Genomic DNA, 25,663 nt, shown 5'->3' on the forward strand with positions numbered 1-25,663 from the left:
TAGCTGGATTGATATACAGTACGCGGATGCTGTCCGCGCCCGTCCGTACCGATCCTGCGTCCGAGCCCATTCCCACTACCGCCAGGCGCCTCGACCCGTTCGCCGACCTGAATCCGGCCCAGCGCGAGGCCGTGCAGCACGGCACCGAGGCCGAGCCGGACCTGCGACCGCTCCTGGTGATTGCCGGCGCCGGCTCCGGCAAGACCAACACGCTGGCGCACCGGGTCGCCAAACTGATCCTGCACGGCGCCGATCCCCAGCGCATGCTCCTGCTCACCTTCTCGCGCCGCGCTGCACAGGAGATGGAGCAGCGCGTAGCCGGCGTCCTGCGCCGCGTGCTGGGTGGCACCACGACCCCTACCGCCTTGCCCTGGTCGGGCACCTTCCACAGCATTGGCGCGCGTCTGTTGCGCGAGTACGCGGGGCGCATCGGCCTGGAGACCAACTTCACCATCTCTGACCGCGGCGATGCCGAGGACCTGCTGGGACTTGTGCGCAATGACCTGGGCCTGACCCAAACCAAGAACCGCTTCCCCCAGAAGGGAACCTGCTTGGCGATCTACTCGCGTGTGGTCAACACCCAGGCGCCGTTGGCCGAGGTGCTGCAGCAGAATTTCCCATGGTGCAGCGCCTGGGAGGACGAGCTGCGCAGGCTCTTCGGTGCATACGTGCAAGCCAAGCAGGAGCAGAACGTGCTCGACTACGACGACCTGCTGCTGTTCTGGTCCGAGATGATGGGCGAGCCCAGCTTGGCCACAGAGGTCGGCGCCGCTTTCGATCACGTCCTGGTCGACGAATACCAGGACACGAACCGGCTGCAGGCCGCGATCCTGCTGGGCCTCAAGCCTGAAGGCACGGGTGTCACCGTGGTGGGCGACGACGCGCAGTCGATCTATGCCTTCCGTGGCGCGACAGTGCGCAACATCCTGGACTTCCCGCACCAGTTCCGCCAGCCAGCGCGCAGTGTGGCCCTGGAGCAGAACTACCGCTCCATCCAGCCCATCCTCGCGGTCTCCAACGCCGTCATCGCGGCGGCCAGCGAGCGCCACGCAAAGACCCTGTGGACGGACCGGGCCGGCGCGCAGCTGCCGCAGCTCGTCAGCGTGCCGGATGAGGCCAGCGAGGCACGCTGGGTGGCTGACCGCATCCTGCAGCACCGCGAGGCAGGCCTCACGCTCAAGTCGCAGGCAGTGCTGTTCCGCACGTCCTCGCATAGTGCCGTGCTGGAGCTGGAACTGACCCGGCGCAACATCCCCTTCGTAAAGTTCGGCGGACTGAAGTTCCTCGAGGCTTCTCACGTGAAGGACTTGCTGGCGATTCTGCGCTTCGCGCAGAACCCGCGCGGACGGCTTGCCGGGCTGCGCACGCTGCAGCTGATGCCGGGCATTGGACCGGTCACGGCCACGCGCGTGCTCGAAGCCATCGAGCAGGCAGCCGATCCCCGTGACGCTGTGCAGGCCTTCGAGCCGCCGGCGGCCGCGGCGGGCGAATGGGCCGCCTTCGTGGAACTGTTCCAGGCGATGCACAAGAGCAGCGGCAGCTCGACCTGGCCTGCCGAGGTGGGCCTTGCCAAGCGTTGGTACCTCCCGCAGCTCGAACGCCTGCACGACGATTCTGAGGCGCGCCGCGCCGACGTCGAAAACCTGGAGCGCATGGCTTCGGGTTACGCCGACCGCGAACGCTTTCTGACCGAGCTGACGCTTGATCCGCCGGACGCCACCAGCGATCAGTCCGGGCCGCCGGGACGTGACGAGGACTACCTGATCCTCTCGACCATCCATTCGGCCAAGGGTCAAGAATGGAAGGCAGTGTTCCTGCTGCGCGCTGTCGACGGTTGCATCCCATCGGACCTGGGCACTGGCAGCACTTCAGAGATCGACGAGGAGCGCCGGCTGCTCTACGTGGCGTTGACGCGCGCCAAGGATCATTTGCATGTGATGACACCGCACCGCTTCTACATCACCCAGCAGGGCTCGATGGGCGACCGCCATGTTTACGCAGCGCGTACGCGTTTCATCTCTGACGCTTTGCTGCCGCAGTTCGAGAGCATCACGTGGCCGCTGGCTTCAGTGGACCCTGCCAGGAGAGCGCCGCAGACCGTGGTGATGCAGATACGCGACCGAGCGAAGTCGGCATGGCGGTGATGCTCCCGCGGCAGCGACGCACGGTCAATGATGCGAAGCGGCTGCACCTCGCCCGAGTACGTTCTGACCTCCCTGATCGCGAGTCGTAGTGCGCCCCGATTGCGTGCGGCCATGCTTGCATTACCGTGCTGGTCGCAAGCCGAGTCTGCGCTGCCAAGTACTTCACGGTCCCAGGCGCGTAGCCGATTCGAAACGGCCATGATTCGCCACAGTTGCGATGTCGGCAGCAGGTCGGCACGGGTGGCTTACCCGTGCTGTCGACACAACGCTCGGTCGGGGGGCAGGGCAGGTCGATGGCATCTGGGCAAGCTAGCATGCACCACGAGCGCTCTGGCGCCACGACCTTGATGCCATCGACAGTTTTAAGAAACGCATTCGCGAAACGCCAATGTCCCGCCACGCAGCGCATTCGTTGCTGGAAGGCCGCCGCGGAGAGAGAGCGGGCACTGAGACATTTCTCTCCACGCAGAACTGGCCGATGGACTCAGGCGCATGCTCACTCTTCGAGCAACAAGACGCGCGGTTGGTTTCTACACTGCACCAATGAACCTTAGGCCATCAGGAGTGCCACTCTGATGGCTGTGACGCGATTGAGGTGTACCTCGTAGATGGGCGCGAGGCAAACGTTGCGCTTGGTCAGTCGCGGCAACCGGCACGTGCGCGTTCAATTGCATGTACGAGTGCCTGCGGGTCGATCGGCTTGACGAGGTGGACGTCAAAACCTGCTGCGCGCGAACGTTCGCGGTCAGCCGTCTGACCCCAGCCCGAGAGTGCCAGCACCGTCATACGCCGCCCCCAGTCGTGCTCGCGCAGTGCGCGGCACAGTCCGTAGCCGTCCATGCGCGGCATGCCCAGGTCCAGCACCGCAATGTCCGGCCGCGTGGCTTCGGCCTGCGCCAGGCCCTCCACCCCGTCGTAGGCTGTGGACACCTCGTAACCCATGCTGCTCATCACGTCGGCCAGCGTGTCGGCGCCGTCGCGTTGGTCGTCCACGATCAGCAGGCGCCCGGAGCGGCTGCCGTCGACCGTGCTCGTGTCCGCCGATGCGAGCTCAGGCCCCGCCAGGGGCAACCGCACCACGAACTCACTGCCATGACCCAGTCCAGGGCTGCTGGCCTGCACCGTGCCGTGGTGCAGCGCTGTCAGCTGCTGTACCAGTGACAGACCAATGCCCAGTCCGCCGTGTCCACGCTCTGACGGCGTGCCGCCTTGGTAGAAGAGCTCGAACACGCGCTGCAACTGGTCGGCTGCGATGCCAATGCCTTGATCAAGGACGCGAACCACCGCGTGCTCTCCCATGCCAAGCAGCGATAGTTCAACCGGCCTTCCGCGCGCCGAGTAGCGCGCTGCGTTCGTCAGCAGATTGGAGAAGATCTGGACCAGCCGCACCTCATCTCCCAAGATACGCACAGGGATTTCTGGCAGGTCCAGGGTGAGCGTGTGCGCATCGGCCTGCAATGCTGCATGCGTGCTTTCGCAAGCCGCGCGTAGCACATCCTGCAGGACAAGCGGCGCCAGACTCAGTTCCAACTTGCCACGGGTGATCCGGCTGACGTCCATCAGGTCGTCGATCATCCTCGCCAGGTGCGTGACCTGCCGACCGATGACTGCGGCATGGCGCTGCAGACGGGCTTCGTCCTGACCGCCGCGGCGGATGAGTTCCGCTGCGCTGCGAATGGGCGCCAGCGGGTTTCGCAGTTCGTGCGCGAGAGTCGCCAGGAATTCGTCCTTGCGCTGGTCCGCCTCCAACAAAGCGGCCTCGGCGCGCTTGCGAGCCGTGATGTCGCGGCGCGTTCCCCAGGCGCGAACCAAGCTGCCGTCCTCGACCACGCCCAGGAAGGTGGAGGCGAACCATTCGGGTTGTCCGTTCGGTGCGACGACCAACCATTCGCCTTCTCCGCTGCGGTAACCAGCCTGGACCAGCTTGTCCAGGTGAAGCTGCACCCGTGGGTCGGCCGCATCGAACATCCACCCCAGACCACGGCCCACCGCCGCTTCCGGCTCCGCCAGGCCGTGCATGCGGGCGAACACCGAGTTGCACTCAGCCAGCCGCCCTTGAGCAAACAGGGCATTGATCTGCTCCCCGGGCGCCATCTGCAGGTCCACCGGCGGTTGGAACTCCATGCGCCAGATGCCTTCACTGGTGCTGGCGAGGAATCCGCGGTAGCGCTCCTCGCTTTCGCGCAGCCGGCGCTCCTGCTCGATGCGCAGGCTGACGTCCTGAAACAGGATGGCCACCTGCAGGTCTTGTCCTTCACCGATGGGCGAGGCGAACACGTCGAACCAGCGGCCCATCGCGCTTGACCCGTGCGTGAAGCGCACGGGCTCGCGCGTGATGCCGACCTTGCCGTAGGTCTGGAACCAGAACTCCTCCAGATTGGGGACCAACTCACGTGCAGTGCGCCCGACCGGCTCGACCAGCCCGGTTTGGCGCTCGAACACCGCGTTGCACTCCAAGAAGCGGTAGTCCGCGGGGCGTGCCTGGTCATCCAAAAGTATCTGAACGACGCAAAAGCCCTGGTCAATGGAGGCAAGAAGGCGGCCGTAGCGCTGGTTGGAACGCCGTAGAGCTTGTTCCACCTCGCGCCGTTCGTGGATGTCAGTGACAGAACCGGCGAAGCCCAGGAATTCGCCGTTTGGCCCCAGCCGCGGCTGGCCAGCATCCACCACCCAGCTGTAGCTGCCATCGGGACGGCGCACGCGATGCTCCAGCGAGAAGGCGCATCGCTGCTCCGTGGCCCGCACAAAGGCCTCATGGGCTGCCAGGCGCTCTTCCGGGTGCACAGTCTCCAGCCAGCCGAACCCAAGGCCCGCGGCCTCTGGCATACCGGTGAACCGGCTCCAGCCGCGAGACAGAAAAGAACACAACCCGTCCGCCTCCGTGCTCCAAAGCATTGCTGGCGCGGAGTCCGCGAACTCCCGAAGCTGCTGCTGGGCGGTGATGGCGGATGTCACGTCCAGCGTGATGCCGTCAAACTGGATGGCCACCCCCTCGTCCGAAAACACTGCGCGCCCGACCGCGTGGATCCACTTCTCCTGGCCCTGCGGCCCGACCGTCCGGTACACCTCATCGAACGGTCGGCGATCCTCCACGGTACGCGTTACTGCTTGTCGTACCCGCTCTCGGTCGTCCACGTGCAGCCGTGCGAAAAACAGTTCGGCCGTCGGATGTGCGTCTTGGGGTAGATGAAAATGGGCTTTGGTGTTGTCGTTCCAGATCAGATCGCCAAGGGGTAGCGGGTTGAGCCAGACACCGACCCCGGCCGTCCGCACAGCGGCGTCGAGGCGATCGGACGGACGGGTCGATTGAGGCTGTTGCTGTTTAGACATCAACGGATTTTGTCCTTCGCGACACCGTGGGCGGAGGCCACCCTAGTGCAACCTCGGCGCGAGGATCGCCGCTGCCGAAGCCAGCAGCATCGAACCCTACCGATGACTTGTCGTGCCCTGACAGAGAAGCCGGCCGCGCAGACCGTGGACGACGACGAGGCGTTACTGCCCTGAACTATGGCTCTCGACGAGCCAGAGCGCGTGGCTCGCGTCGGCTCCAACGCCGCAGGATGGGAGTGGGGGCGATCTGCGCGCGGGCGCATTACCGGGCCGCCCGTTCGCAGCGCCGTCAAACGTGCTGCTGCAAACGGCCGTCGGATGGACCACAGGGATCCAACTCAAACATCAGGACGCAGCACGTGCCGCGTTGCGAAGATCACGAATCTGATCGTGGTTGCGCTGCGCGCCATCTGCCTGACGCTGCACCAGCTCCCGCACGTCCGCGGGAAGGTCTGCTTTCAACGCCTTGCGGTACCGCGCGATCGCAGTGTCCTCGCCACGCTCGCACGATTCGAGGATGGACAATTCGCTGTCGGCTCCCACGGTTCCCTTGACTGCAACCCAGCCCCGGTGCAATGCGCCGGCGGCCGTGCCGCCCGAAGCGGGTTCGCCGCCGTAGCGCCGGATCAACTGCATCAGTTCTTCACCGGCCTGTCGGCACCCCTCGGCGCGCGCAGCGAACAACTGCTTGGCCTTCGAGGTCTCGACTTGCTCGGCGCAGGTCTTGAAGCCGTATTCACCGTCACGCGAGTTCTCCAGAAGATCATTCAGCACATCGACCACATCGCTGCGATCGATCCCTTCGCTGCGGACGATGTTGTCACCTCTGCTCTCGGTGGTGGGAAGGTCGAGGTCCGTGGCCTGCGCCAATGTGCCTGCCAGCGTGGGATCGTTGCTCGTTGCCATGAGTGTTCTCTCGTCAATGCATGCCCGGTGGGCGGAATGCGGAGTCTTTGGTTGCGACGTGTTTCGGCGGGTAGGCCGTGCCTGCCGCCATATGTAGGTGAGGGCGCCGACACCTGACGCGCCGTCATCAGCCTCGGGGCTGCCAAGGCGTGGCTTCCAGCTCGGTACGGTCCTGCAGATCAGGGCGTGTGCCTGATACCGCGGCCGTTCATTGGTAGCTGGCCCTCGGAGCGTCTACCCCGGCTCTCACGGGTCCGTTCCGGCGCGCACCAGTGGTGCCATCGCTTCTGCGAGCGTGCGAGATGCACCGAGGCAGCAGGCCAGAACCGCCGAAGATCGGCGGCGTGGCCGGAGGCTCGGGCGACTGCATGGCAGTCTTGACCCGAGAAGCCTGACGGCGTGTTGGCGGCCAAAGCGCTTCTGCGCCCCCATCACTGGGCGCACTTGGCACAGCCGGTGGCGCCAACGGAGCACCTCGATGGCCGTGGCGGTTTGTCTGCGTTCGGCACGCGGGGTGGCCAGATCAGCAACAATCACCTCGCGCGTTCCGTCGATCTCTGTGCGGGTCAAGGCCATTGCATCGATGAGCTTCTTGATGGCATCAAGGTGGTCAGAGTTCATCGTGTCTGTTTGCCTGCTGGGTGCCCATGCCATCGGGAAGTGCACCCCGCTAATCACGGGCGCAAGACACCGACGCTTGGACGATGGTCTCGAAGGAGGAACAATCGTCCGGTCCGGCGGCGGGAAAGGCGGGGCGATGAATCGGCCTGGGCGAAGGCCTACGTTAAAGCTGCAGCAAGGCTGCTGCGGCAGGCTCACTTCAACGGACAAGCCCCGCAGACCGGGGCAGTTCAGCCGACAGGGCGCAAAGGTTCACAGCATCTCGTTGAACAAATAGGCCGCGTTGTCCTTGAGCTTGTGCCAAGTCCCGCGGTGCTGCCAATCGTGCAGGTTAATCTCTTGTGCGCGGGCCACATATTTCTCAAACACTCCGTCCAACTGCTGCGCGGTGGCCTCGTCGGTGATAGCGAGTGTGATCTCGTCATTGATCTCGAACGAGCGGTCATCGAAATTGCTGGACCCGATGGCGCTCCAGCAACTGTCGATCGTCATGACCTTCTGGTGCAGCAGCGTGTGGGGGTACTCGAACAGCCGCACGCCGCACTTCAGCAGTTTCTCAAAGTTGCGGTGGCCGGCGTGCTGCACCATGGGGTTGTCCGACCCAGCGGTCGAGGGCATGAGCACCCGCACGTCGACACCGCGCTTCACGGCTGCGCCGAATGCGTCGATCGCTTCGGGCTCGGGGATGAAGTAGGGGTTCTGGATCCAGATGCGACGTCGGGCCAGGCAGATGACGCCGTGATGCAGGATCTTCACCGCGGGCGCCGACCGATGCGGCTTGGCAAACGCTGCATGAATGACAATCTGGCCGACCTGCTCCAAGTGCGGAAAGACGTCATTTCCCAGGAACAATTCACCCGTGTGCCCTGCCCAGTTCTCGCTGAACGCGCTCTGGACGCTGTGGACGATGGGGCCGTGCAGCCGGACGCTGAGGTCGGCGTAGTGCTCCTTGTCCTGTGCATCGCCGAGCCAGCTGTCGACGATGCAATGACCACCGACGAACGCCTCCCGCCCGTCGATGATCAACATCTTGCGGTGGGTCCTATCGTTCAAGACCCCGATGTTGACAAAGGCACGCTTGTGGAAAAACTCCACTCTGCAACCAGCTTCGCGCATCTGTGCAATCGTTGCCTTGCCTGCGTCTTTGGAGCCATCGGCGTCCAGCATCACGCGCACCTTGCAACCTCCGCGGGCCTTGGCCGACAGTGCTTCTGCAAGGCGCTGCCCCAACGCGCCTTGTTTCCACAGAAAGGTTTCGAAATGGACGGTCTGCTTTGCCGCAGAGATGCTGTCCAGCACCACGTCGAAGAAGGCGCCGTTCTCGAGAAGCTGCACCCGGTTACCTCCTAACATCGTACCCAAGGTCAAACCAGCGATGGATGGGGCGAGACGGCTGATGGGCGTCTGGCACTCCACGCGCAAAGTGGGTGCACGATGCCGCCGGATGGACCAGATGACCGCTGCGAGCACGATGCAAGCGACCACAGACAGCAGGAGGTAAACCCACTGCGAACTGCTGGACATGATGTTCTCCTCCTTTGACGGGGCGCTTCAAGGTAGACCACTTGCTACGTGAGTCAGGGCAGATGACGAGTGCGCCAAGTCGGACTTCCACCGTTGTGGCCAGCTTGGCTCGGTCGGCCAGTGTGCCTCAGCCTGTTGGGGCCAGGATTGACCGTCGGCTGAGGCGTTGGACGATAGGGTCATCCATTTCAATGTCTAGCAGTGACCGCCCGAGCTCTGCAGTGCGAGGCTGTCGTCTTCCATATACAGGGATCAATGCAATGGCGTTGGGACAACTACCTTGTCGACGGCTTGGATGGAGTTAAAGGGCGTTTGTAACTCACGGAAGACTCGGAGCCGCTGATCGGGGCCCAAGTGGAATTCTCCAAACGCATCGCACGATACCAAAGCGCATGATTGACAGACGCCTGCATACCGTGTCGCCAAGCCTTGGACGTCTGGTCGTTGCTTGCCTTCAGCACAGCGAACTTACTCTTCGTCACGCCGCCAGTGCCACTCAAGCATAAAGATCGCACTGCTTCTGTCGATAACGAGCTTTTGCAATAGCACTCGGCGTTCTTCGCGATGAAAAACTGGAAGTTGTCGACCCTTCTCGGGTCTGGGTTCGCAGTCATGGCAGCATTGATCGTGCTTTTAGGTGCCGTGTCTCTGGGGCGTATCGGAAGCATTTCCGATGAAGTGAACGCCACAATGGATGTGACTTATCCCATGGTTGCAACGCTCAACGACATCGCCATCCTCAACGCAGCGAACTCGCAGGCGCTACGTGACCTGGTTCTCCTGGATCCTTCGAGCCAAGCACCTGTCCTCAATGCCATGAGCGCGAGGACCAAGGAAATCGATCAGAAAATGTCGCAGGTCACCGGGAAGATCCGCTCCACCGAGGACAAAGCGAGTTTCGCAAAACTGCAAACAGCCCGTCAGGACTACATAGCGCCCAGGGACAAAGTGCGGTCCCTCGCGGCCGAGGGGAACCAGGCCGCGGCGACCGCGGCCCTGTTTGGAGACTTTGCGCAGAAGCAGTCGGCCTACCAGAAGGCACTCGACGATTTCATCACGCAGCAGGAAGCGTCGATGGAAGAAGCGGTTGGCAAGATAGACCAATTGAGCGAATCCACGCTTCTCATCGTTGGCGGTTTTCTTGTGGGCTCGTTGACGTTTGCCCTGGCGACCGCAGTGCTTACTGTGCGCTCAATTGCGCGTCCGGTGAGAGAAGCGGTCGGCGCGGCGCAAGCGATTGCGAGCGGGGATTTATCTCGGCCCATCTTGGCTGACGGTCAAAGCGAAACTGCGCAACTTCTCGCCGCACTTGCGGCCATGCAGTCCAACCTTGCCTCGATCGTCGGAGAGGTTCGACACAATGCCGAAGGCGTTTCCGTGGCCAGCACGCAGATTGCGCATGGAAACAATGATCTTTCCAGTCGCACCGAAAGCCAAGCCAGCGCTCTACAGGAGACCGCGGCATCGATGGAGCAGCTCAATGCGACGGTCAAGCAGAACGCGGCCAATGCACGCCAGGCGGACCAGCTCGCTCAAAGTGCATCCGCGACTGCCATGCAGGGAGGCGCATCTGTCGAAGAAATCGTTGAGACGATGCAGGGCATCAACGAAAGCTCGAAGAAGATTGCCGACATCATCGGCGTGATCGACGGTATTGCTTTTCAAACCAACATACTTGCATTGAACGCAGCGGTCGAAGCCGCTCGAGCAGGGGAGCAGGGGCGCGGGTTTGCGGTTGTTGCTTCGGAAGTCCGGTCGCTGGCTCAGCGGAGTGCGGGAGCAGCCAAGGAAATCAAGGCGCTCATCTCAGAAAGCGTCGAGCAAGTCGAAGGCGGGACCGTTCTCGTCAACAAGGCTGGCCTGACGATGAACGAAGTTGTCGCGTCGATCCGCCGGGTGACCGACATCGTGGGAGAGATCAGCTCTGCGAGCTCGGAGCAGGCTGCCGGGGTCGGGCAGGTCGGCGAAGCGATCGTGCAAATGGATCAGGCGACGCAGCAGAATGCCGCCCTGGTTGAAGAAAGCGCTGCTGCGGCGCAAAGCTTGAAGGAACAGGCGCAGCACCTGGTGCAAGCTGTTTCCGTTTTCAGGCTGGCCAGCAGCTAGGTGGTCGCAAGCTTCGCCAACAGCCGTAGGATTGCGGAGCGCTTCCAACCGGCCTGCCTCGTGTCCATGGTTGGGAACAATCGACGCGGGGCTCGGTCCTCTCAGTGTGGATCAGCAATCGGTGGAGATCAGGCCGCTTTCCATTCTGTGCCACTAGGCGTAACCATCGACCATGCTGACGACTTTCGATCCTGCTCGCATCTTCCTCAAAGACCTGCCGCTCACGTTTCTCGGTGAAGTCGCGCTGCGGAGCCTGTTCGCATATTGCGCCGTCTTCCTGTTTCTCAAGCTCAGCGGCCGCCGAGGCATCCGCCAGCTCTCGCTCTTCGAACTTGTCGTCATCTTGACCCTTGGCTCTGCCGCGGGAGATGTGTCGTTCTACGAGGACGTCCCGCTCCTGCCGGTGGCGATGGTGTTTCTGACCCTGCTCGCGGTGTATCGCCTGACAACCATGGCGATGGCGCACAGCAAGCGGTTCGAGAGTTGGATGGATGGCAAGCCCGTGACGGTCATCGAAGACGGGCTGTACAAGCTGGAGTCGCTGGAGGGGCTCAACATGTCGTCGTCCGAGCTGTTTATGGAGCTTCGGCAGCGAGGCGTGGAACATCTCGGCCAAGTCAGGCTGGCAATCCTGGAGACTGATGGAGACGTGAGCCTGTATTTCTTCGAGGCTGAGGATGTGCGCGCTGGGCTGTCGGTGTTACCGCCCGAACACCGAGAGGTGGTTCAAGAACCGACGTCGCAGGGTCTGTACTGCTGTGTCCGTTGCGGCCTTCCCGTCGAACTGAACGCCGGCGAGACCGCGCACTGTTCTCGTTGTCGCCATGACACCTGGACGAAAGCGCTTACGCGTCCGCGAGTGCAGTGATCGGCGCGCTCGGGGCCAAAAAAAACACGCGCCACATGATGGGTGGGAGGTCTCGTTCACCCAGCGTGGATCGGGCGGTGCCAACGCGCAGCCCGTTGTGGTGCGCGTCTGGACTGGCCGTCCGCGATCGTCTGACCACCAGATCACCAGCGGTGAGGGCTGAAGGTCAGCTTCGCTGACCCCCTGGCACCAGAGCGTGGCTTTCGCGCCCGACAAGCCGCATCGCTGACAACGTTGAGCGGACATGCGCGACGGCCCGTGCAACCGTTGGATCGCTCTGCGGGTCGGTGTGGCGTTTGAAGCCGGTGCTGCTGCCAAGCGCCGGCCGGCCACCGCAGTGCCTCACAACTCTGTCGGCCCCATGCGGTCGCCCGTGATTTCCTTGGATTCAGACAGCCCATGCCAAGGGATCGGCCACTTCGAGTGGTTGCGTGTGGCCCGGTGCTGCGTCTGACCTTCCTAGGGTATGTCCTGCTGGATTTTGGAATCTGAGGCTTGATTGCATCCGTTTATTGGATACAAAATACGAACGCAATAAACGGACGCAATGCACGTTCGACCAGCCCAACCACCCTTCAAAGGACGACCATGAGCACTGCTACCGTCAGTCAGGTACCGGGGGAGACAAGCGCAGCCGGGGCGAGCCCGGCACATGCAGGCCACGCCGCCAGCAATGCAGCCATCAAGCCGGACTACCACCCGCGGCTGACCAACGAGGACCTGGCCCCGCTCAAGCGGCAGACTTGGGGCCAGTACAACATCTTCGCGTTCTGGATGGCCGACGTACACAGCGTTGGCGGCTACATCACTGCTGGCAGCCTCTTCGCGCTGGGCCTGACCAGCTGGCAGGTGCTGGTGGCGCTGCTGGTCGGCATCCTGATCGTGCAGTTCTTCTGCAACCTGGTGGCCAAGCCCAGCCAGCAGACCAGCACGCCGTACCCGGTGATCTGCCGCGCTTCCTTCGGGGTGTTGGGCGCCAATATCCCGGCGATCATCCGCGGTTTGATCGCCGTGGCCTGGTACGGCATCCAGACCTATCTGGCGTCCAGCGCGGTCATGATCCTGGCGCTGCATTTCTTCCCGCAATGGGCGCCCTACGCCGATGTGGCGCAGCACGGCTTCGTTGGCCTTTCCGCGCTCGGCTGGGCCGCGTTCATGGTCATGTGGGTTCTGCAGGCCTTCGTCTTCTGGCACGGCATGGAAGCCATCCGCAAGTTCATCGACTGGGCGGGCCCGGGCGTCTACGTGGTCATGGCCATCCTGTGCGGATGGCTGGTCTGGAAGGCCGGCTGGGACAAGATCGACCTGAACCTGGGTGGTGTCAAGTTCCAGGGCTGGGACGCGGTTCCCGTGATGCTGTCGGCCATCGCACTGGTGGTGAGTTACTTCAGCGGGCCAATGCTGAATTTCGGCGATTTCTCCCGCTATGGCAAAAGCTTCGACGCGGTGAAGAAGGGCAACTTCTGGGGTCTGCCAGTCAACTTCGTGTTCTTCTCACTGTTGACCGTGATCACCACGGCCGCCACGCTGCCGGTGTTCGGCGAGCTCATCACCGATCCGGTGCACACGGTCGGCAAGATCGACAGCACGACGGCCGTGGTGCTGGGCGCGCTGACCTTCATGATCGCGACCGTGGGCATCAACATCGTGGCCAACTTCGTGTCGCCGGCGTTCGACTTCTCAAATGTGGCGCCGCAGCACATCAGCTGGCGCACCGGGGGCATGATCGCTGCCGTCGGCTCCATCTTCCTGACGCCCTGGAACCTGTACAACAACCCGCAGGTGATCCACTACACGCTGGACGTGCTCGGTTCCTTCATCGGTCCCCTGTTCGGCATACTGATCGCTGACTTCTACATCGTGCGCAAGCAGCGCGTGAACGTCGACGCGCTCTACACCATGAGCGAGAAGGGCGAGTACTGGTACAGCAACGGCTACAACATGAAGGCTGTCTGGACGATGGTGCCTGCGGCTTTGATTCCGATCCTGTGCGTGATCGTGCCCGCGTTGCGTGGTGGTGCCAACTACGCCTGGTTCATCGGCATGGGACTGGGCTTCGTGATCTACACCGCCCTGAACCGCAAGAGCTGAACACCATGCGCATCCTCGTCATCAACCCCAACACCACGGCCAGCATGACGGCCAAGATCGGCGAGGCTGCGCGTGCCGTGGCACGGCGGGGCAGCGAGGTCACCGCCGTCAGCCCCGTGATGGGTCCGGCGTCGATCGAGAGCCACTACGACGAGGCGCTGGCGGTGCCGGGATTGCTGCAGTGCATTGCACAGGGTGAACGCGAGGGTGTGGACGGCTATGTGATCGCCTGCTTCGGCGATCCCGGACTGAAGGCTGCCCGTGAGCTGGCGCGCGGCCCGGTGGTTGGCATCGCCGAGGCGGCCATGCACCTGGCGAGCATGGTTGGCACGCGCTTTTCGGTCGTCACCACGCTCGCCCGCACCATCGGTCAAGCCCGCCACCTGGCCGAGGCCTATGGCATGGAGCGCTTCTGCGCGAATGTGCGCGCGTGCGAACTGCCTGTTCTGGAGCTTGAGGAACCGGGCTCCAATGCGCGAGAGCGCATCGTGGCCGAGTGCCGGCGTGCGCTGGACGAGGATGGCGCAGACAGCATCGTACTGGGCTGCGCCGGCATGGCCGACTTGTGCGCCCACATCCAGCAGACGCTTGCCGTGCCCGTGATTGACGGCGTGGCTGCCGGTGTGCAGATGGTTGAATCGCTCGTTGCCCTGGGCCTGCGTACCAGCAAGCGCGGCGAGCTGGCGCGCCCGTTGCCCAAGTCCATGGCCGGGCTGCTCGCGGGCTTCACACTTGCGCCCTGAAACTCTGCTGTCGGTGCGGCTACGCTGGCCGCTGGGCCACAATCCGGCCATGCCGCGCGCTCCGAAGTCTGAAAACGCCACCGCACCAGCTGCCGCTTCGGCCGACAAGCCGCAGTCGATCGAGGACATTGCCCAGGGCATTGCTGTGGCCATCCTGGAAAAGCGCTTGCCACCGGGCACCTGGCTGCGCGAGGAGGCGCTGGGCCGCGTCTACGGTGTGAGCCGCACCAAGGTACGCGCTGCCTTGCTGATGCTGTCCAAGGATCGGCTGATCGAGATGATTCCCGACAAGGGCGCTTTCGTCAGCAAGCCCACGGTGCAGGAGGCGCGCGAGGTGTTTGCTGTGCGCAGAATCCTCGAGGCCGAGGTCGTGCGGCTGTTCATTGCCAAGGCCGGCCCGGCAGACTATGCGAAGCTGGAGCAGCACATCGTCATGGAACACCAGGCGGCACGGCGCAGCACCGGCATGCGCGAAGAGCTGTTGGGCGACTTCCACGTGGCGCTGGCCAAGGCCACGGGCAATCAAACTCTGACCGAAATGGTGCACGAGCTGGTCGCGCGCAGCGCCCTGATTGCCATGCTGTACCAGTCGTCGAACGACCCGCATTGCTCCAGCGACGAGCATGCCGATTTTCTGCGCCTGTGCCGCCAGGGCAAGGTGGCGGCCGCCGTGACCAGCATGACCGAGCACCTGGACCGGATCGAAGCCAGCCTCCAGCTCGGCACGGTGCAGCCGGGCCGGCCCATGGACTTGATCAAGGCTTTGTTGGCTTGAGCTTTTCGGTCGGCTTGGTTTACAGGCGGCTGCGCCGTCCTGACGCAGAGGATCATCCAGCGCGGCGCCGGCTTTTGCAACCCGTCCCTGGGTCGCGATCCAGCTCCGGATTTACCGACCGACTTGCTCCATCGGTTCAGTCAAGGCATGCCGACGGCGCCGATTGCGAAGTTCGACGTAGCGGTCACGGCTCAAGGCCGATCCCCTTGCGCAAACATCAACTACTGCCCGGGTTGGCCGCGGTTCGCCGTCGCACGTAAAGCGCGCTGTGATGTTGGTCAGCGTCAACTGGCGTGCGTATGAACCGCCGCAGGCGGGGGCCGACGGCAGGGCGTTAGACCCTCAGTTCCTGCTCCAATGCATGGACTGGTTCTGCCGAAGACAGTTTGAACACGGCTACGGTCCGGACCAGGTCCAGCGCCTGCGATTTCAGGCTGGAAGCGGCGGCCGCCATTTCCTCGACCAATGCCGCATTTTGCTGGGTGGACTGGTCCATGTGGGTGACCGCTTCTCCGACTTGCGCCACGCCCGCGGTTTGCTCGTTGCTGGCCGCGGAGATCTCACCGACCAGTGTGCTCACGCTCTGGATCGATGAGACCACCGCCGCCATGGTGGCCCCGGCCTGATCGACCAACACCGTTCCCTGTTCCACCCGATTGACGCTGGAGTGGATGAGTCCCTTGATCTCCCGGGCCGCATCGGCGCTGCGCTGCGCGAGGGAGCGCACCTCACTGGCCACGACAGCGAATCCACGACCCTGCTCGCCGGCGCGCGCGGCTTCTACAGCGGCATTCAAGGCGAGGATGTTGGTCTGAAAAGCGATGCCGTCGATGACGCCGATGATGTCCGCAATGCGGCGACTCGATTCGTTGATCCCCTGCATGGTCGCCACAACCTGGGTGACCACTTCGCCACCTTGCGTTGCGACCTTAGAGGCCTCTACTGCCAGCTGACTGGCATGACGTGCAGTGTCCGCGTTCTGGCGAACGGTCGCACCAAGCTGCTCCATGCTGGCCGCCGTCTGCTCCAGGGCACTCGCTTGCTGCTCCGTGCGTGTGGACAAGTCGTTGTTGCCCTGAGCGATCTCGGCGCTGGCGGTCGAAACTGCGTCGGAGCCCTGGCGTACATGGGAGACCACGACCGCAAGGCTTGTCCGCATGCGCTCCATGGCTTGTAGAAGCTGCGCAGTCTCATCGCTGCCAGAGGTCTGCATGTTTCGGGTGAGGTCGCCGCGGGCGAAGTCGTTTGCTGCGGCAACCGCTACGGCCAGAGGGCGCGTCACCGACCTGGCCAGGACAGCGGCCAGCAGGGCGCCCAGCGCAATGGCCAGTGCACCGAGCGCGCTCAGCACGATCTTGCTGTTGCGCGCATTGCGGCCGATCTCGGCATTCATCGCATCGATGCTACGGCGCTGGTACTCCAGCACCTGGGTCAAGGCGTTGACGTAGGCCGGCCCAGCGACCACGAACTGGGTTTCGTAAATGCGGTCGGCTTCTACGGCATTGCCAACTCGCTTGGCGGCCATCATGGGATCGCGCGCCGCCAGGTATGCCTTGCGGGCTTCGCCAAAACGGTCGAGGAGCGGCCGCTCGCCTTCGGAGATCGGAAACGCTTCCAGCGCCTTGACGATTTCGTTGCCACGTGCGGTGGAGGCCTTGGCCTCGTCACTGAACAAGGCTTCCAGCGCGGGATCCGCACTCTTGGCAATTGCTTTGCCTCTCGTCACGCCGACCGCCACCGCCCGCAGCTGTTCAGCCAGCAAGCGCTCTTTGGCGAGCGGGGTGGCCATCATCTCCGCCACTGCATCGGAGGTTGCATCCAGGCGCCACAAGCTCAAAAGCAAGATTGCGGCGAGGAGGGCGAGAACGACGCCAAAGCTTGCCGCGAGCCGAGTACCAAGGCGCATATTGATTGAGCTGAATGCTCACAAAGAGGTATGCGACGCAGTATGGCATCTCCTGGGGCAGGCGAACTTGACAGTTGCCGGCACTCGACAAGCGGACGCATGGCAGGCCCGAGCGGCGCTTCTCATTCCCTTCTTCTCTGCAGGCAGCGCCAGCATCGGCCGTGCTGCTCAGGCGCATTTCGTCGACCGGTCCTAGACGTGCGACATGTTCAGGGATGAAGCTCAACCTGGCTTGAATGAGCTCGGCGACTTCATGCCGCTCCCGACTACGTCGACCGTGAGGCTCTGAGGTTGTCTACCGCACACGTGCGACTCAGCCCCAAGGCCAGCGATGTACGGTGAGCGGGGAAACTGTTGCACTGGAGCACAGCGCTGCTAGGCTGAGGGTTGGAGGGCCTATGCGAAAACTCGTGTTTCTCCTGTTCTTCGTCATTGGCATCGGCTTGGGGTGGCTGTCCGCCCGGCAGGACCCTATCGGTCTACAGGTCGGCATGATGCTGGTGGGCGCTCTGTTTGGCGGTGCCATCGGTGGAGGGCTGTCGCAGATCGGGGCGCGGAACCCTCGACTTCGACGTCTACCGACGGAAGAGGAGCTCAATCCGATTCCTGGAATGGGACTGTCTGGCCGAGACATGGCAGCGAACTACTGCCGTGACAAAGGCCATCTGCCGTTCGTGAAGCCGCCACGCGCTGAGCATGGGACACGCATGCTGGACGCGGACAAGAGAGTTTGACCGGTCACTTCTTTAGGACGTCTTTAATGGCGCGTGTGGCGTCATCGAGCAAAGGTGCGGCATCCACTTGCACCTGATCGATCGTACGTTTGAGAAGCGGCCGCTGTGAAGCAAGCGTGCCGTCCGGAGTTCTGCTCGTTTCGGCTTGATCGTCGAATCGACTCCGCTCCTCGGCCACCTGTCCTCGAATTCGAACCCCTTGGGTACGAACGCCATCTCTGAGACCCGATGGTTTTCTTGTAGAGGTCTCAGGGCTTGGCTCCCCTTGGAAGCCTCGAACCTGCGCTTGCTCATCCTGGTGGCGCTGCGCGAGGTCCGGAGAAAGCGCGCTATCGCCCGCCTGGCGACGGTGCAGCGCGGCCGGTGCGTTGAAGTTCGTTGGCAGAGACGTTCCGTCGGAGAACACCTGCTGCGGCTTCAGCGACTGACGGGCCAGCTCGGAGTCCATCAGGACCTGGGCAGAGGCACTGCCGCCGCCGTACTGCTCGGCGTAGCGTGTGAACATGCGCAGGTTGTGCGGGTCCTGCGCGATGTCGATGGCAATCGCGTCGCCGCGCTCATAGGCGACCGACACGCGCTCTGCAAAGGCCGTGCGTTCGGTCAGAGCGGCGTCAGCCCTCTCCGTCCGAGATGCTGACGAAGCCAAGCGCGCAGACAGCTCCTGCGATTCGCGCGCGTCGTTTGTCATGACATGCACTAGGCTTGTGTCACGCGTAATCCGGTCGCCGAATTGTCGAAAGGCGGCGATCTGTTCGCTGGTCATAGAGGACAGGGCGCGCTGCTCCTCCCTGGTCAGCCCGCTGCTGTAGTTCTTGTCGACGTTGACGTTGCCTTGCATTCCGGCGATCCCTAGGCCCAGGCCGATATGCGCTCCAGCGCCCAACGCTATTCGGGCGATTTGACCTTGCGCCAACCCAGTCGAGTCGGCGATGCTCCGACTGATCTGGTCCAGCTGGTTCAGCGATTCTCCCAATTGCTCGTAGCTTGATGATGACGACCCGCTGCTGCTGCGCGTCGCCCGCAGCTTGTTCATCCCCTTGCTGAACGCGTCCGCCAGCACCGTCGAGCGCTCCTGGCTGGCCGCAACCGACTCGCTGCGCGCGGCATCCACCTGGCGGCTGGCATCCTGCACATCCTGCTCCGAGACCCGCATGGACACCACGCGTGAGGCGAATCCCTGGTTGCGCAGCAGGCTGACGGCCGTGCGCCCGCTCAATGCGTTCGAGGAGAAGGTGTTGCCCGATAGATCGTGCTGCCAGCTGCCCATGAAGGCCGAGGTGCGGTTCGGCGCCAGCTGCAACTGGTCCATGGACACATTGCCAAGGGAGGTGTTCCCGACGCTGGAAGCCGCGGTGGATCCGGTGACGGCCGCCTGCAGTCCCGACAGTCCGCCGACCAGTGCGGTGCCGAAGTTCTCCATGCGCTTCAATGCCGCCCAGGCAATGAACGGAATGCTGATGGCCAGGTAGCCGACGATGGCTTCGCCGGACACGGCCGGGGCGTAGATGACCGATGCGGTCTGGAGTGCCAGAGCCCTGCCGCCGGTGCCCAGGTCCGCCGCCGCCGCCAGGTCGGAAGCCGCGTAGATGGACGCCATGTAGTTCAGGATGGCGTAGAGCGGTGGCCACAGCTGGATCCAGATCAGCACGCTGGCGTAGCCCTTGAAGGCCATGAGAGTCTCTCGCCCGCTCGTGAGCATGAGCAGCAGCACGAACAGTGGGAACAGGGCGTAGGCGATGGCTTCGATCACGTTGCGGAACACGGGGAGGGCTTGCTCCGCCACCTTGCCGTTGTTGAGCCAGGCCGCGTTCATCTGGGCGAGGGCCTGGGCCCGGCCGACCGCCAGCACCATCGCGGCAGGGTCGTTGACCTTCTGGCCGACGATCCGGCCGCTGTCGTCGAGGGCATTGAGCATGGCGTTCTGGCGGATGAGGTCGGCCGCCGTCGCCGAGGCGTTGGCGATCCCGTTCTTCAGGTAGGCCTGCTGGACCTGGGCGGCGATGACGCCGGCGGCCGCCGATCCGGGCAGCGTGGGGTTCATCTGGAACGCGAGGCGACCCTGCAGGCGCTGCAGCTGCGCTGGCATCCGTCCGTTCAGGCTTCGGTAGACCTCGGGGCAGGTCGCCACATCGACGGTGCCGGCGGAACCGGCCACGGTGCTGAAGCGCGCGGGGTTCGGCGTGGACATCAGCGGCCAGACGTCCTCAGACGCCGAGAACACGGCGGGATCCAGGCTGCCGTCGACCAGGTCGTAGGTCGTGCAGTTGTGGATGAAGTTCACGAGGTCCGTCCGAAACCCAGGGTCCTGGAACACGAGGTGACCGGTCTCGCGGATCAGGCGATTGCCGAACATCAGGCCGTTGCGCTGGTAGGCCAGTTCTGCCGGAAGCGCCCCAGATCCGGGGATGACCTGGAAGGCTGTCTCGAAGAGGCCGGTCAACGTGTGGCCGATGGTGCTGGTCAGGCTGCCCAGCGCGGCGGCGCCGAACGGCACATTGGCGACGACCTTGACGGCCGAACCGCCGGTCCGGTCGATGATGCCGACCGTGACCTTGGGCACGATCAGCACGCCAAAGACCAGCACGACCGAGGCGAGCCATTTCCACCCCTGGAGTTTTTCCGGGGCGAAGGCGTAGGCGATCAGGGCCGCGACGAAGCCGCAGAAGGCGACCGCCGCCAGCGCCGCGGCGTAGTCGTGCGAGCCATGGATCGCTGCGGCGGCATTGAAGATGCCGAAGAGGCTGTCAGCGTTCTGGTAGGCATAGATCTCCCACATGCCGGTACCGCCTGATCGGCTTCAGCGCGTCCGGTAGGCCGCCTGATGGCCCAGCATGTCCATGACGTGCTGCGGCATGCTGGAACGCAACTGGCGCTCCAACTGCTCCAGGTGGCTGGCTACAGCGCGGAACGAGCCGACCTTCTGGTACAGCAGGCTCTTCTCCTGCGAGAGCTGCAGCACCATGGCCTGGGCGCGCTGACGGATCTGGGCCGCCTGCTCGCGCTGGGACTGCTGCAGCGTGTAGTCCTTGGCCAGGGCCGCCAGACCCACTCGGAGATTGCGCTCCAGGAACACGTAAGCGTAGTCGGCAGCGATGACGTCCCGGTACTGTGCGATCAGGCTGTCGGCCAGGCCTGAGCCGGGGATGCTGGCGCCGATCGACAGCATGCGGTAGACCGGCTCGGTGGTCTGGTTCACGAAGCCGACCTCGGCCGACTCGTTCGGGATCGCCGTGCGCGTCGCGATGCGATCGGCGATGGAGCGCATCAGTGTTTCCACGCGGGCCGTGAAGGGCACGTGGTGGTAGTCCGTGTCCAGCGCCACAGCATTGCACTCCGTGTAGTCGTTGCAGCGAAGGAGGTGCTGCACGACCTGGTTGCCGCCGGTGGCGGCCTGGCCGTAGAGCAGCTGGGTGATGGACGTCAGGGTTGGAGGGACAGGGTCGGGATCGCGCCCAGACTCTTCCGGGTGGTAGATGATGGTGCCGACCATGCTCATGATGAGTTCGCGCTCGGCATCGCCGAGCGTCGCGCCGGCATGCTGCAACGCCTTCCAGGTCAGGTTGCCCACGAAGGGCGCCTTGTTGCGGACATTCGGATCGGTGGACGCCCGTGCGCTGGACAGGATCGATGCGCGGTCCGTGGCGCAGCGCCTGCGCGCCGCGTCCCGGTCGCTTTCCAGTCCCATCTCCATGGCCAGGTCCGCGCAGCTTTCCTGGGTGCTGTAGCCGACGGATTCGGCTGCGGTGCTGACCAGGGCCTTGGCCGTCTCGCAGGAGTTCATGCGCGCGTTGTTGATCCAGGTTTCCAGGCCCTTGGCCCACTTGGTCAGACCGCCGAGCAAGGGAGAGACGGCCTCCAGCGCCAGCTGGAACGCGATGCCGGGCAGGGCGGCCGTGATGTTGCGCAGCATGTTCTTGAACTCCTCTGCGGAGATGTGGCTGAAGCTGCCACCGAACACGTCGATCCCGCCGCAGCCGGCCTTGGCGCTCGGGAACTGGATGGCCGCGAGCTGGTAGACCTTGTTGGGCGAGCGCATCATCAGGCTGCCACCCGTGTAGGTGTTGTAGGTCTGGCCGCGGAACGCGCCCGGTGCCGTGTAGTTCCCGATCGCCCCCAGCTGGTTGAACATGTCGTTCACTTCGCTGTTGAGATCGGCTTGGCTTGGGGCCGGTACCACCAGCAGGAGGGCGCCGGCCAGGGCAAGGACGCGCTGTGGCCGTGAAGGTGGGACGGGCGCGCGGCGGGCAGGGTGCCAGCGGATCATGGGTTCCTCCTAGGGCAGCACCAGCTGCCGGACGGCTCCGGGAAGCAGGGCCTGGCTCTGCGGCGACGTGACGATCGTGATGCGTTCGAGCAGCTGAGATTCGGACAGCACACCGAAGCCGATCGGCGTGATGGTCCCGCTGGCGGGCTGGGCCAGGAACACGGCCGGGACCTGGCTGACCTGCAGGGCGGTGGCGATGCCGTTGTCCTGTCGCGCCTGCGGGAACGATGGCAGCAGCCCTCCGTCCAGGCCGATGGCCACAACCTGGACGCCATAACGCGCTTCGAAGGCCTTGAGGATGGGCGCGAACGCATGGCAGTAAGGGCAGTCGGAGCGGTAGAAGAAGAACAGCACATGGTCGCGGCCCAGCGCAGCGACCGTGCTGGCGCGCTCGGTCTGCTGCTGTCGCTCGAAGACGTCCAGCGCTGTCGCGTTGACGGGTCGGCCATGCAAGGTGGGGTCCAGTGAAGGCGTCGCCCAGGCCACCCGCTGGGCCACGTCGGCGAAGTACGAAGCACGGCCGACGACCTGCATCTCCAGCTCCATGTAGCGCCGCACGTTGTCTTCAGTCGGGCGCATGATCGCGATGTTGCGGCTGTCCTCCAGCGCCCTCTGCATGCGCTCGAAGTCGATGAGCTCCGCAGGACGCTGCGGCGCGGATGCGCCTGCGCGCGGCGCGGTCGGCGGGTCCTCCTGCTCCAGCTCCGGCTCCAGCGGCGGCGCTTCATAGAAGTGCCAGCCACGCCAGGCGTCGGTCCAGTACGCCGCCGGTGGCCTTTCTGGAGGCGCAAGAGGCGGTTGCTGCGCTGTCGCCGCTGTGGCGGCCAGAGCGAGCAGCATCGACAGGGTGCGTGGACGCAGGACCATCAGCGGCCAATCACGACAGCGAGCGCGGCGGCAGCCCGTCGAGACAGTAGTCGATGCCGAACGCGATGGTCTGGCGGCGCGGTGCCTTCGCCTCGGGCAGCTGAACCCCCTCTTGCCAGAACACCACCTGGAGCCGGCTGCAGCCAGGCTGCTGGTAGCGCTTCTCGGTCGAGACGTCGATGTGGGTCGGCGAGCTGGCCCCGAAATGCCGCGTGATGGCGCTGGCGGTCTCGCCGGTCAGCACGCCATGGGCCTTTCCGTCGTCGGCCTGCAGGGCGGCCAGCAGGACCGGTCGGGCGTCGGGGACCGGTGTTCGCACCGGTTCCGCGCGGACGGGCGTCAGGGCGAGCAGGGCGCTCAGCTGGACCGCGAGGATGATGAGGCGTCTCATGGGCAGCGTCCTTCTCCGTAGTAGCAGTCGGCCGCGCGGTTCGCGTTGCCGCTCTGGATCGTGCCGAGGTTGGGCAGCGTCGGCACGATGGAGGCGTAGAACTCGCTGAGGTCCATCCGCCCGAAATCGAGTTGCTGCAGCTGGGCCACCGTGAAGCCTGAACAGTCGGGCGCCCGGGCGCTGCCCCAGCCTTTGCCGAACTGCAGACGACCCTGCTGCTGGATGATGCGGGCCAGCGCCGAGTTGAAGCAGCACTTGTTGGTCGTGTGCGTGATGCAGGACACGCACCTGCCCAGCACCCGGATGCAGGACGAGCAGTAGGTGCCCACGGCATGGCACAGCCCCGCACCTTCCTTCATGGCCAGCTTGCCTTCTTCCTCGTCGCACGCCATCGCCGACATCACGACGTAGATCACGATGGCGATGACCAGGCTCCAGGGGTCGAAGGCCACGACCATGCTTTCCCCGGCGTACAGGACGGAGGATCCCGCCGGCAGTGCCGTCCCGTTCACGGCCACGGTGACGCCATAGCTGGTGAAGGTGCCGTTGAAGCCGCCGTTCAGGAGCAAGGCCCGCATGCCGTGGTACAGGAACTCGCGGTTGCCGGCGTTCATGAGCGCGTCAAAGACCAGCCGGGAGCCGACCCCGAAGACGCTCTGGTTGGACATGCCGCGGCCGGCGTTGTCCGACGTGCAGCAGTTCTTGAGCAAACGGTCGCGACAGCGGTTGGGTTCGCCCTTAAAGACTTGCAGCAGGTCGGTGTCCAGGTAGACGCCAGCCTCGCGTGCGGCCTCCAGAAAGCTCATTGCGCGCGCGAAGTCGGTGTCGGCGGTACGGGCGGTGTTGAAGCAGCTGCCGGCGACGCAGAAGACGTCGGCTGGACAGTTGCGTGCCCTGGCCGCTGTGATGGGCGCCACAGGGCAGTCGTATGTTCGCTCCATGTGCGTGCAGTGGCCCGTGGCCGCATCGGTTTCGCGGCAGACAGACGCACCCGGCGTGCAGCCGGCGGCGGCGAGCGGCGCGCACTCGTCGGATGGCTGGCCGAACTGGCAGCTCAGCGCGGTCGCATACCGCCAGCAGGCGCGCGTGACCGGAAAGCCTTCGATATCGCGTGTGGCCGGTCCTTCAACACAGCGCGCCGCCGCGGCCACGAAACACCGATCGCCGAAGGTGGCGGGGCATTGGTCGTCCCAGCGGTCGGCTTCGGTGACTGTCGTGTGCGGTCGTTCGAAGCGCAGCGCCATGTGGGGGACGGGGCCATGCCGCGGGTTCAGTTGGTAGCCCGTGATCTGCCGCAGGCTGTGCTGGCGCCAGAAGTGGCTGCGGATCGCGCCTGTCGGGTCGTACCCCGCCGCGTCGTTCGCCTGCGCACTGGGCGTGAAGCAACGCGAGGGATCGAGGGTTGCCGTGGTGGGCAGCTGGTCGACCGGAAACTGCAGGATCTGGTCGCCGGACAGAGCCCCTGCCGGGCAGGCCGCATAGCGGGGCAGGAAGGGGGGCTCGTCCTGGCACACCGTGGGACCATCACCCTCGGACGTACAGACCTGGCGCAGGGGCGCGGCCACGTAGGCCGTCAGCTGGCAGTCGTTGCCGTCGCAGCGGTTGTTGGCAAGCCAGACCTGCCGGCCGTCGGCCAGCGAGTGGACCGACTCCGGGAAGGATGCAGCTGTGCCCACATCGGCATCGAAGAAGGCCAGCGGCGTACCGCGGTCTGTCAGGCGCATGCGCTGGCGGGACGCCGGCTGGTCTGGCCTGCACTGCACGGCCAGGCTGAGCCCGCCAAGGCTGGTTTGCGCGAACCACGCGCCTGGGGAACAACTGCTGCTGCGGGCGACGTCGACAGCCAGCGTGCGCGCGCACGATTGGGCGGTCGCGCCGCTGTACTGGCGGCAGACGCGTGGCTCTGTGGAGGGCGTGGACACCGCGTCGACCTGGCATCCGCTGTAGAAGCTGGCGATGTCCTCCAGCTTCGAGGCCGGGTTGCCGGCGATGCGGCGCGCATCCATCACGGCCGGGTGGTACGGCGAGACGCCCTCGCGTGGCGCATGGGCCGAGGCCCGGGCACCCAGCAGGGCCTGGCATACCGGATCGGCGGGCGTGAGGGCACAGGCACTCAGCCGTGCATCGCTGGCGCCGAACAGGCTGGACTTGCCGTAGTGGCTTCGCTCGGGCGGGGTCGCGGTGTAGCCCGGCACCACGTTCTGGGCACTTGGCGCTTCGAGGCTGTTCCGAACGGTCGGCTGCACGGCCCGGCCGGCGGCAAGTCCCTCGGCATGCGCAGCCTGCGCCGCCTGCAGCCCGGGGTCGGCGCGGACTGGCGTCGCCACGAGCGCGACCAGCGTGTACCAGACGACGGTGCGCCGCAACAGGGGGCGAAGCGCGTTGTGCATCGC

General features: G+C 64.6%; 17 protein-coding genes. 7 read left to right on the forward strand and 10 right to left on the reverse strand.

Features of this window, described 5'->3' with window-relative positions; translation table 11 throughout:
* The first annotated feature begins 26 nt into the window (after positions 1 to 26).
* Entirely contained in the window at positions 27 to 2,144 is a 2,118-nt protein-coding gene (locus DES41_RS21795) for an ATP-dependent helicase (RefSeq protein ID WP_114469767.1), read from the forward strand.
* Between the two features lie 636 nt (positions 2,145 to 2,780).
* Here DES41_RS21795 and DES41_RS21800 read toward each other — a convergent pair.
* The 4 genes from DES41_RS21800 to DES41_RS21810 all read right to left on the reverse strand — a co-directional run bounded on the left by DES41_RS21800 (position 2,781) and on the right by DES41_RS21810 (position 8,525).
* On the reverse strand, positions 2,781 to 5,474 hold the full coding sequence (locus DES41_RS21800) for a hybrid sensor histidine kinase/response regulator (protein WP_114469768.1): 2,694 nt from the start codon (positions 5,472 to 5,474) through the stop codon (positions 2,781 to 2,783).
* Positions 5,475 to 5,819: 345 nt separating this feature from the next.
* Entirely contained in the window at positions 5,820 to 6,380 is a 561-nt protein-coding gene (locus tag DES41_RS21805; protein WP_114469769.1) for a ferritin-like domain-containing protein, read from the reverse strand.
* A 246-nt stretch (positions 6,381 to 6,626) separates the two neighbouring features.
* Positions 6,627 to 7,001, reverse strand: a complete 375-nt coding sequence (locus DES41_RS37900) for a hypothetical protein (protein WP_147282918.1) — start codon at positions 6,999 to 7,001, stop codon at positions 6,627 to 6,629.
* 252 nt (positions 7,002 to 7,253) lie between these two features.
* Complete coding sequence (locus DES41_RS21810) at positions 7,254 to 8,525, reverse strand: phospholipase D-like domain-containing protein (protein ID WP_114469770.1); 1,272 nt, start codon at positions 8,523 to 8,525, stop codon at positions 7,254 to 7,256.
* Positions 8,526 to 9,089: 564 nt separating this feature from the next.
* Here DES41_RS21810 and DES41_RS39595 point away from each other — a divergent pair.
* The 5 genes from DES41_RS39595 to DES41_RS21835 all read left to right on the forward strand — a co-directional run bounded on the left by DES41_RS39595 (position 9,090) and on the right by DES41_RS21835 (position 15,108).
* Positions 9,090 to 10,631, forward strand: coding sequence for a methyl-accepting chemotaxis protein (locus tag DES41_RS39595; protein WP_114469771.1), 1,542 nt, complete (start codon positions 9,090 to 9,092; stop codon positions 10,629 to 10,631).
* A gap of 172 nt (positions 10,632 to 10,803) precedes the next feature.
* Positions 10,804 to 11,499 (forward strand): DUF421 domain-containing protein, encoded by a 696-nt coding sequence (locus DES41_RS21820; protein WP_211333046.1) that lies wholly within the window; start codon positions 10,804 to 10,806, stop codon positions 11,497 to 11,499.
* Between the two features lie 588 nt (positions 11,500 to 12,087).
* Positions 12,088 to 13,590, forward strand: coding sequence for an NCS1 family nucleobase:cation symporter-1 (locus DES41_RS21825; protein ID WP_114469772.1), 1,503 nt, complete (start codon positions 12,088 to 12,090; stop codon positions 13,588 to 13,590).
* A 5-nt stretch (positions 13,591 to 13,595) separates the two neighbouring features.
* Entirely contained in the window at positions 13,596 to 14,333 is a 738-nt protein-coding gene (locus DES41_RS21830; protein WP_114469773.1) for an aspartate/glutamate racemase family protein, read from the forward strand.
* Positions 14,334 to 14,382: 49 nt separating this feature from the next.
* Positions 14,383 to 15,108, forward strand: a complete 726-nt coding sequence (locus tag DES41_RS21835) for a GntR family transcriptional regulator (RefSeq protein ID WP_114470016.1) — start codon at positions 14,383 to 14,385, stop codon at positions 15,106 to 15,108.
* A gap of 334 nt (positions 15,109 to 15,442) precedes the next feature.
* On the opposite strand, the gene DES41_RS21840 is transcribed toward DES41_RS21835, so the two are convergent.
* The gene (locus DES41_RS21840) at positions 15,443 to 17,014 is read right to left on the reverse strand and encodes a methyl-accepting chemotaxis protein (protein WP_114469774.1); all 1,572 of its coding nucleotides are present in this window, start codon (positions 17,012 to 17,014) and stop codon (positions 15,443 to 15,445) included.
* Between the two features lie 398 nt (positions 17,015 to 17,412).
* Between DES41_RS21840 and DES41_RS21845 the strand changes: the two genes are divergently transcribed.
* Positions 17,413 to 17,748 carry a hypothetical protein gene (locus tag DES41_RS21845; protein WP_114469775.1) on the forward strand — a complete coding sequence of 112 codons (336 nt, stop codon included), beginning with the start codon at positions 17,413 to 17,415 and terminating at the stop codon, positions 17,746 to 17,748.
* A gap of 4 nt (positions 17,749 to 17,752) precedes the next feature.
* Here DES41_RS21845 and DES41_RS21850 read toward each other — a convergent pair whose 3' ends face one another.
* The 5 genes from DES41_RS21850 to traN all read right to left on the reverse strand — a co-directional run bounded on the left by DES41_RS21850 (position 17,753) and on the right by traN (position 25,660).
* A complete protein-coding gene (locus tag DES41_RS21850; protein WP_114469776.1) occupies positions 17,753 to 20,524 on the reverse strand; it encodes a conjugal transfer protein TraG N-terminal domain-containing protein in 2,772 nt (923 codons plus the stop codon).
* Positions 20,525 to 20,545: 21 nt separating this feature from the next.
* Complete coding sequence (locus tag DES41_RS21855) at positions 20,546 to 21,877, reverse strand: conjugal transfer protein TraH (RefSeq protein WP_245965816.1); 1,332 nt, start codon at positions 21,875 to 21,877, stop codon at positions 20,546 to 20,548.
* A 144-nt stretch (positions 21,878 to 22,021) separates the two neighbouring features.
* Positions 22,022 to 22,879 (reverse strand): conjugal transfer protein TraF, encoded by an 858-nt coding sequence (traF, locus tag DES41_RS21860; protein WP_114469778.1) that lies wholly within the window; start codon positions 22,877 to 22,879, stop codon positions 22,022 to 22,024.
* 10 nt (positions 22,880 to 22,889) lie between these two features.
* Positions 22,890 to 23,270 carry a hypothetical protein gene (locus DES41_RS21865; RefSeq protein WP_114469779.1) on the reverse strand — a complete coding sequence of 127 codons (381 nt, stop codon included), beginning with the start codon at positions 23,268 to 23,270 and terminating at the stop codon, positions 22,890 to 22,892.
* Complete coding sequence (gene traN, locus DES41_RS21870; RefSeq protein ID WP_114469780.1) at positions 23,267 to 25,660, reverse strand: type-F conjugative transfer system mating-pair stabilization protein TraN; 2,394 nt, start codon at positions 25,658 to 25,660, stop codon at positions 23,267 to 23,269. The genes DES41_RS21865 and traN overlap by 4 nt, the downstream gene beginning before the upstream one ends.
* Positions 25,661 to 25,663 lie beyond the last annotated feature (3 nt).

It is taken from the genome of Pseudorhodoferax soli (assembly GCF_003337555.1).
Taxonomy (GTDB): Bacteria; Pseudomonadota; Gammaproteobacteria; order Burkholderiales; family Burkholderiaceae_C; genus Pseudorhodoferax; species Pseudorhodoferax soli.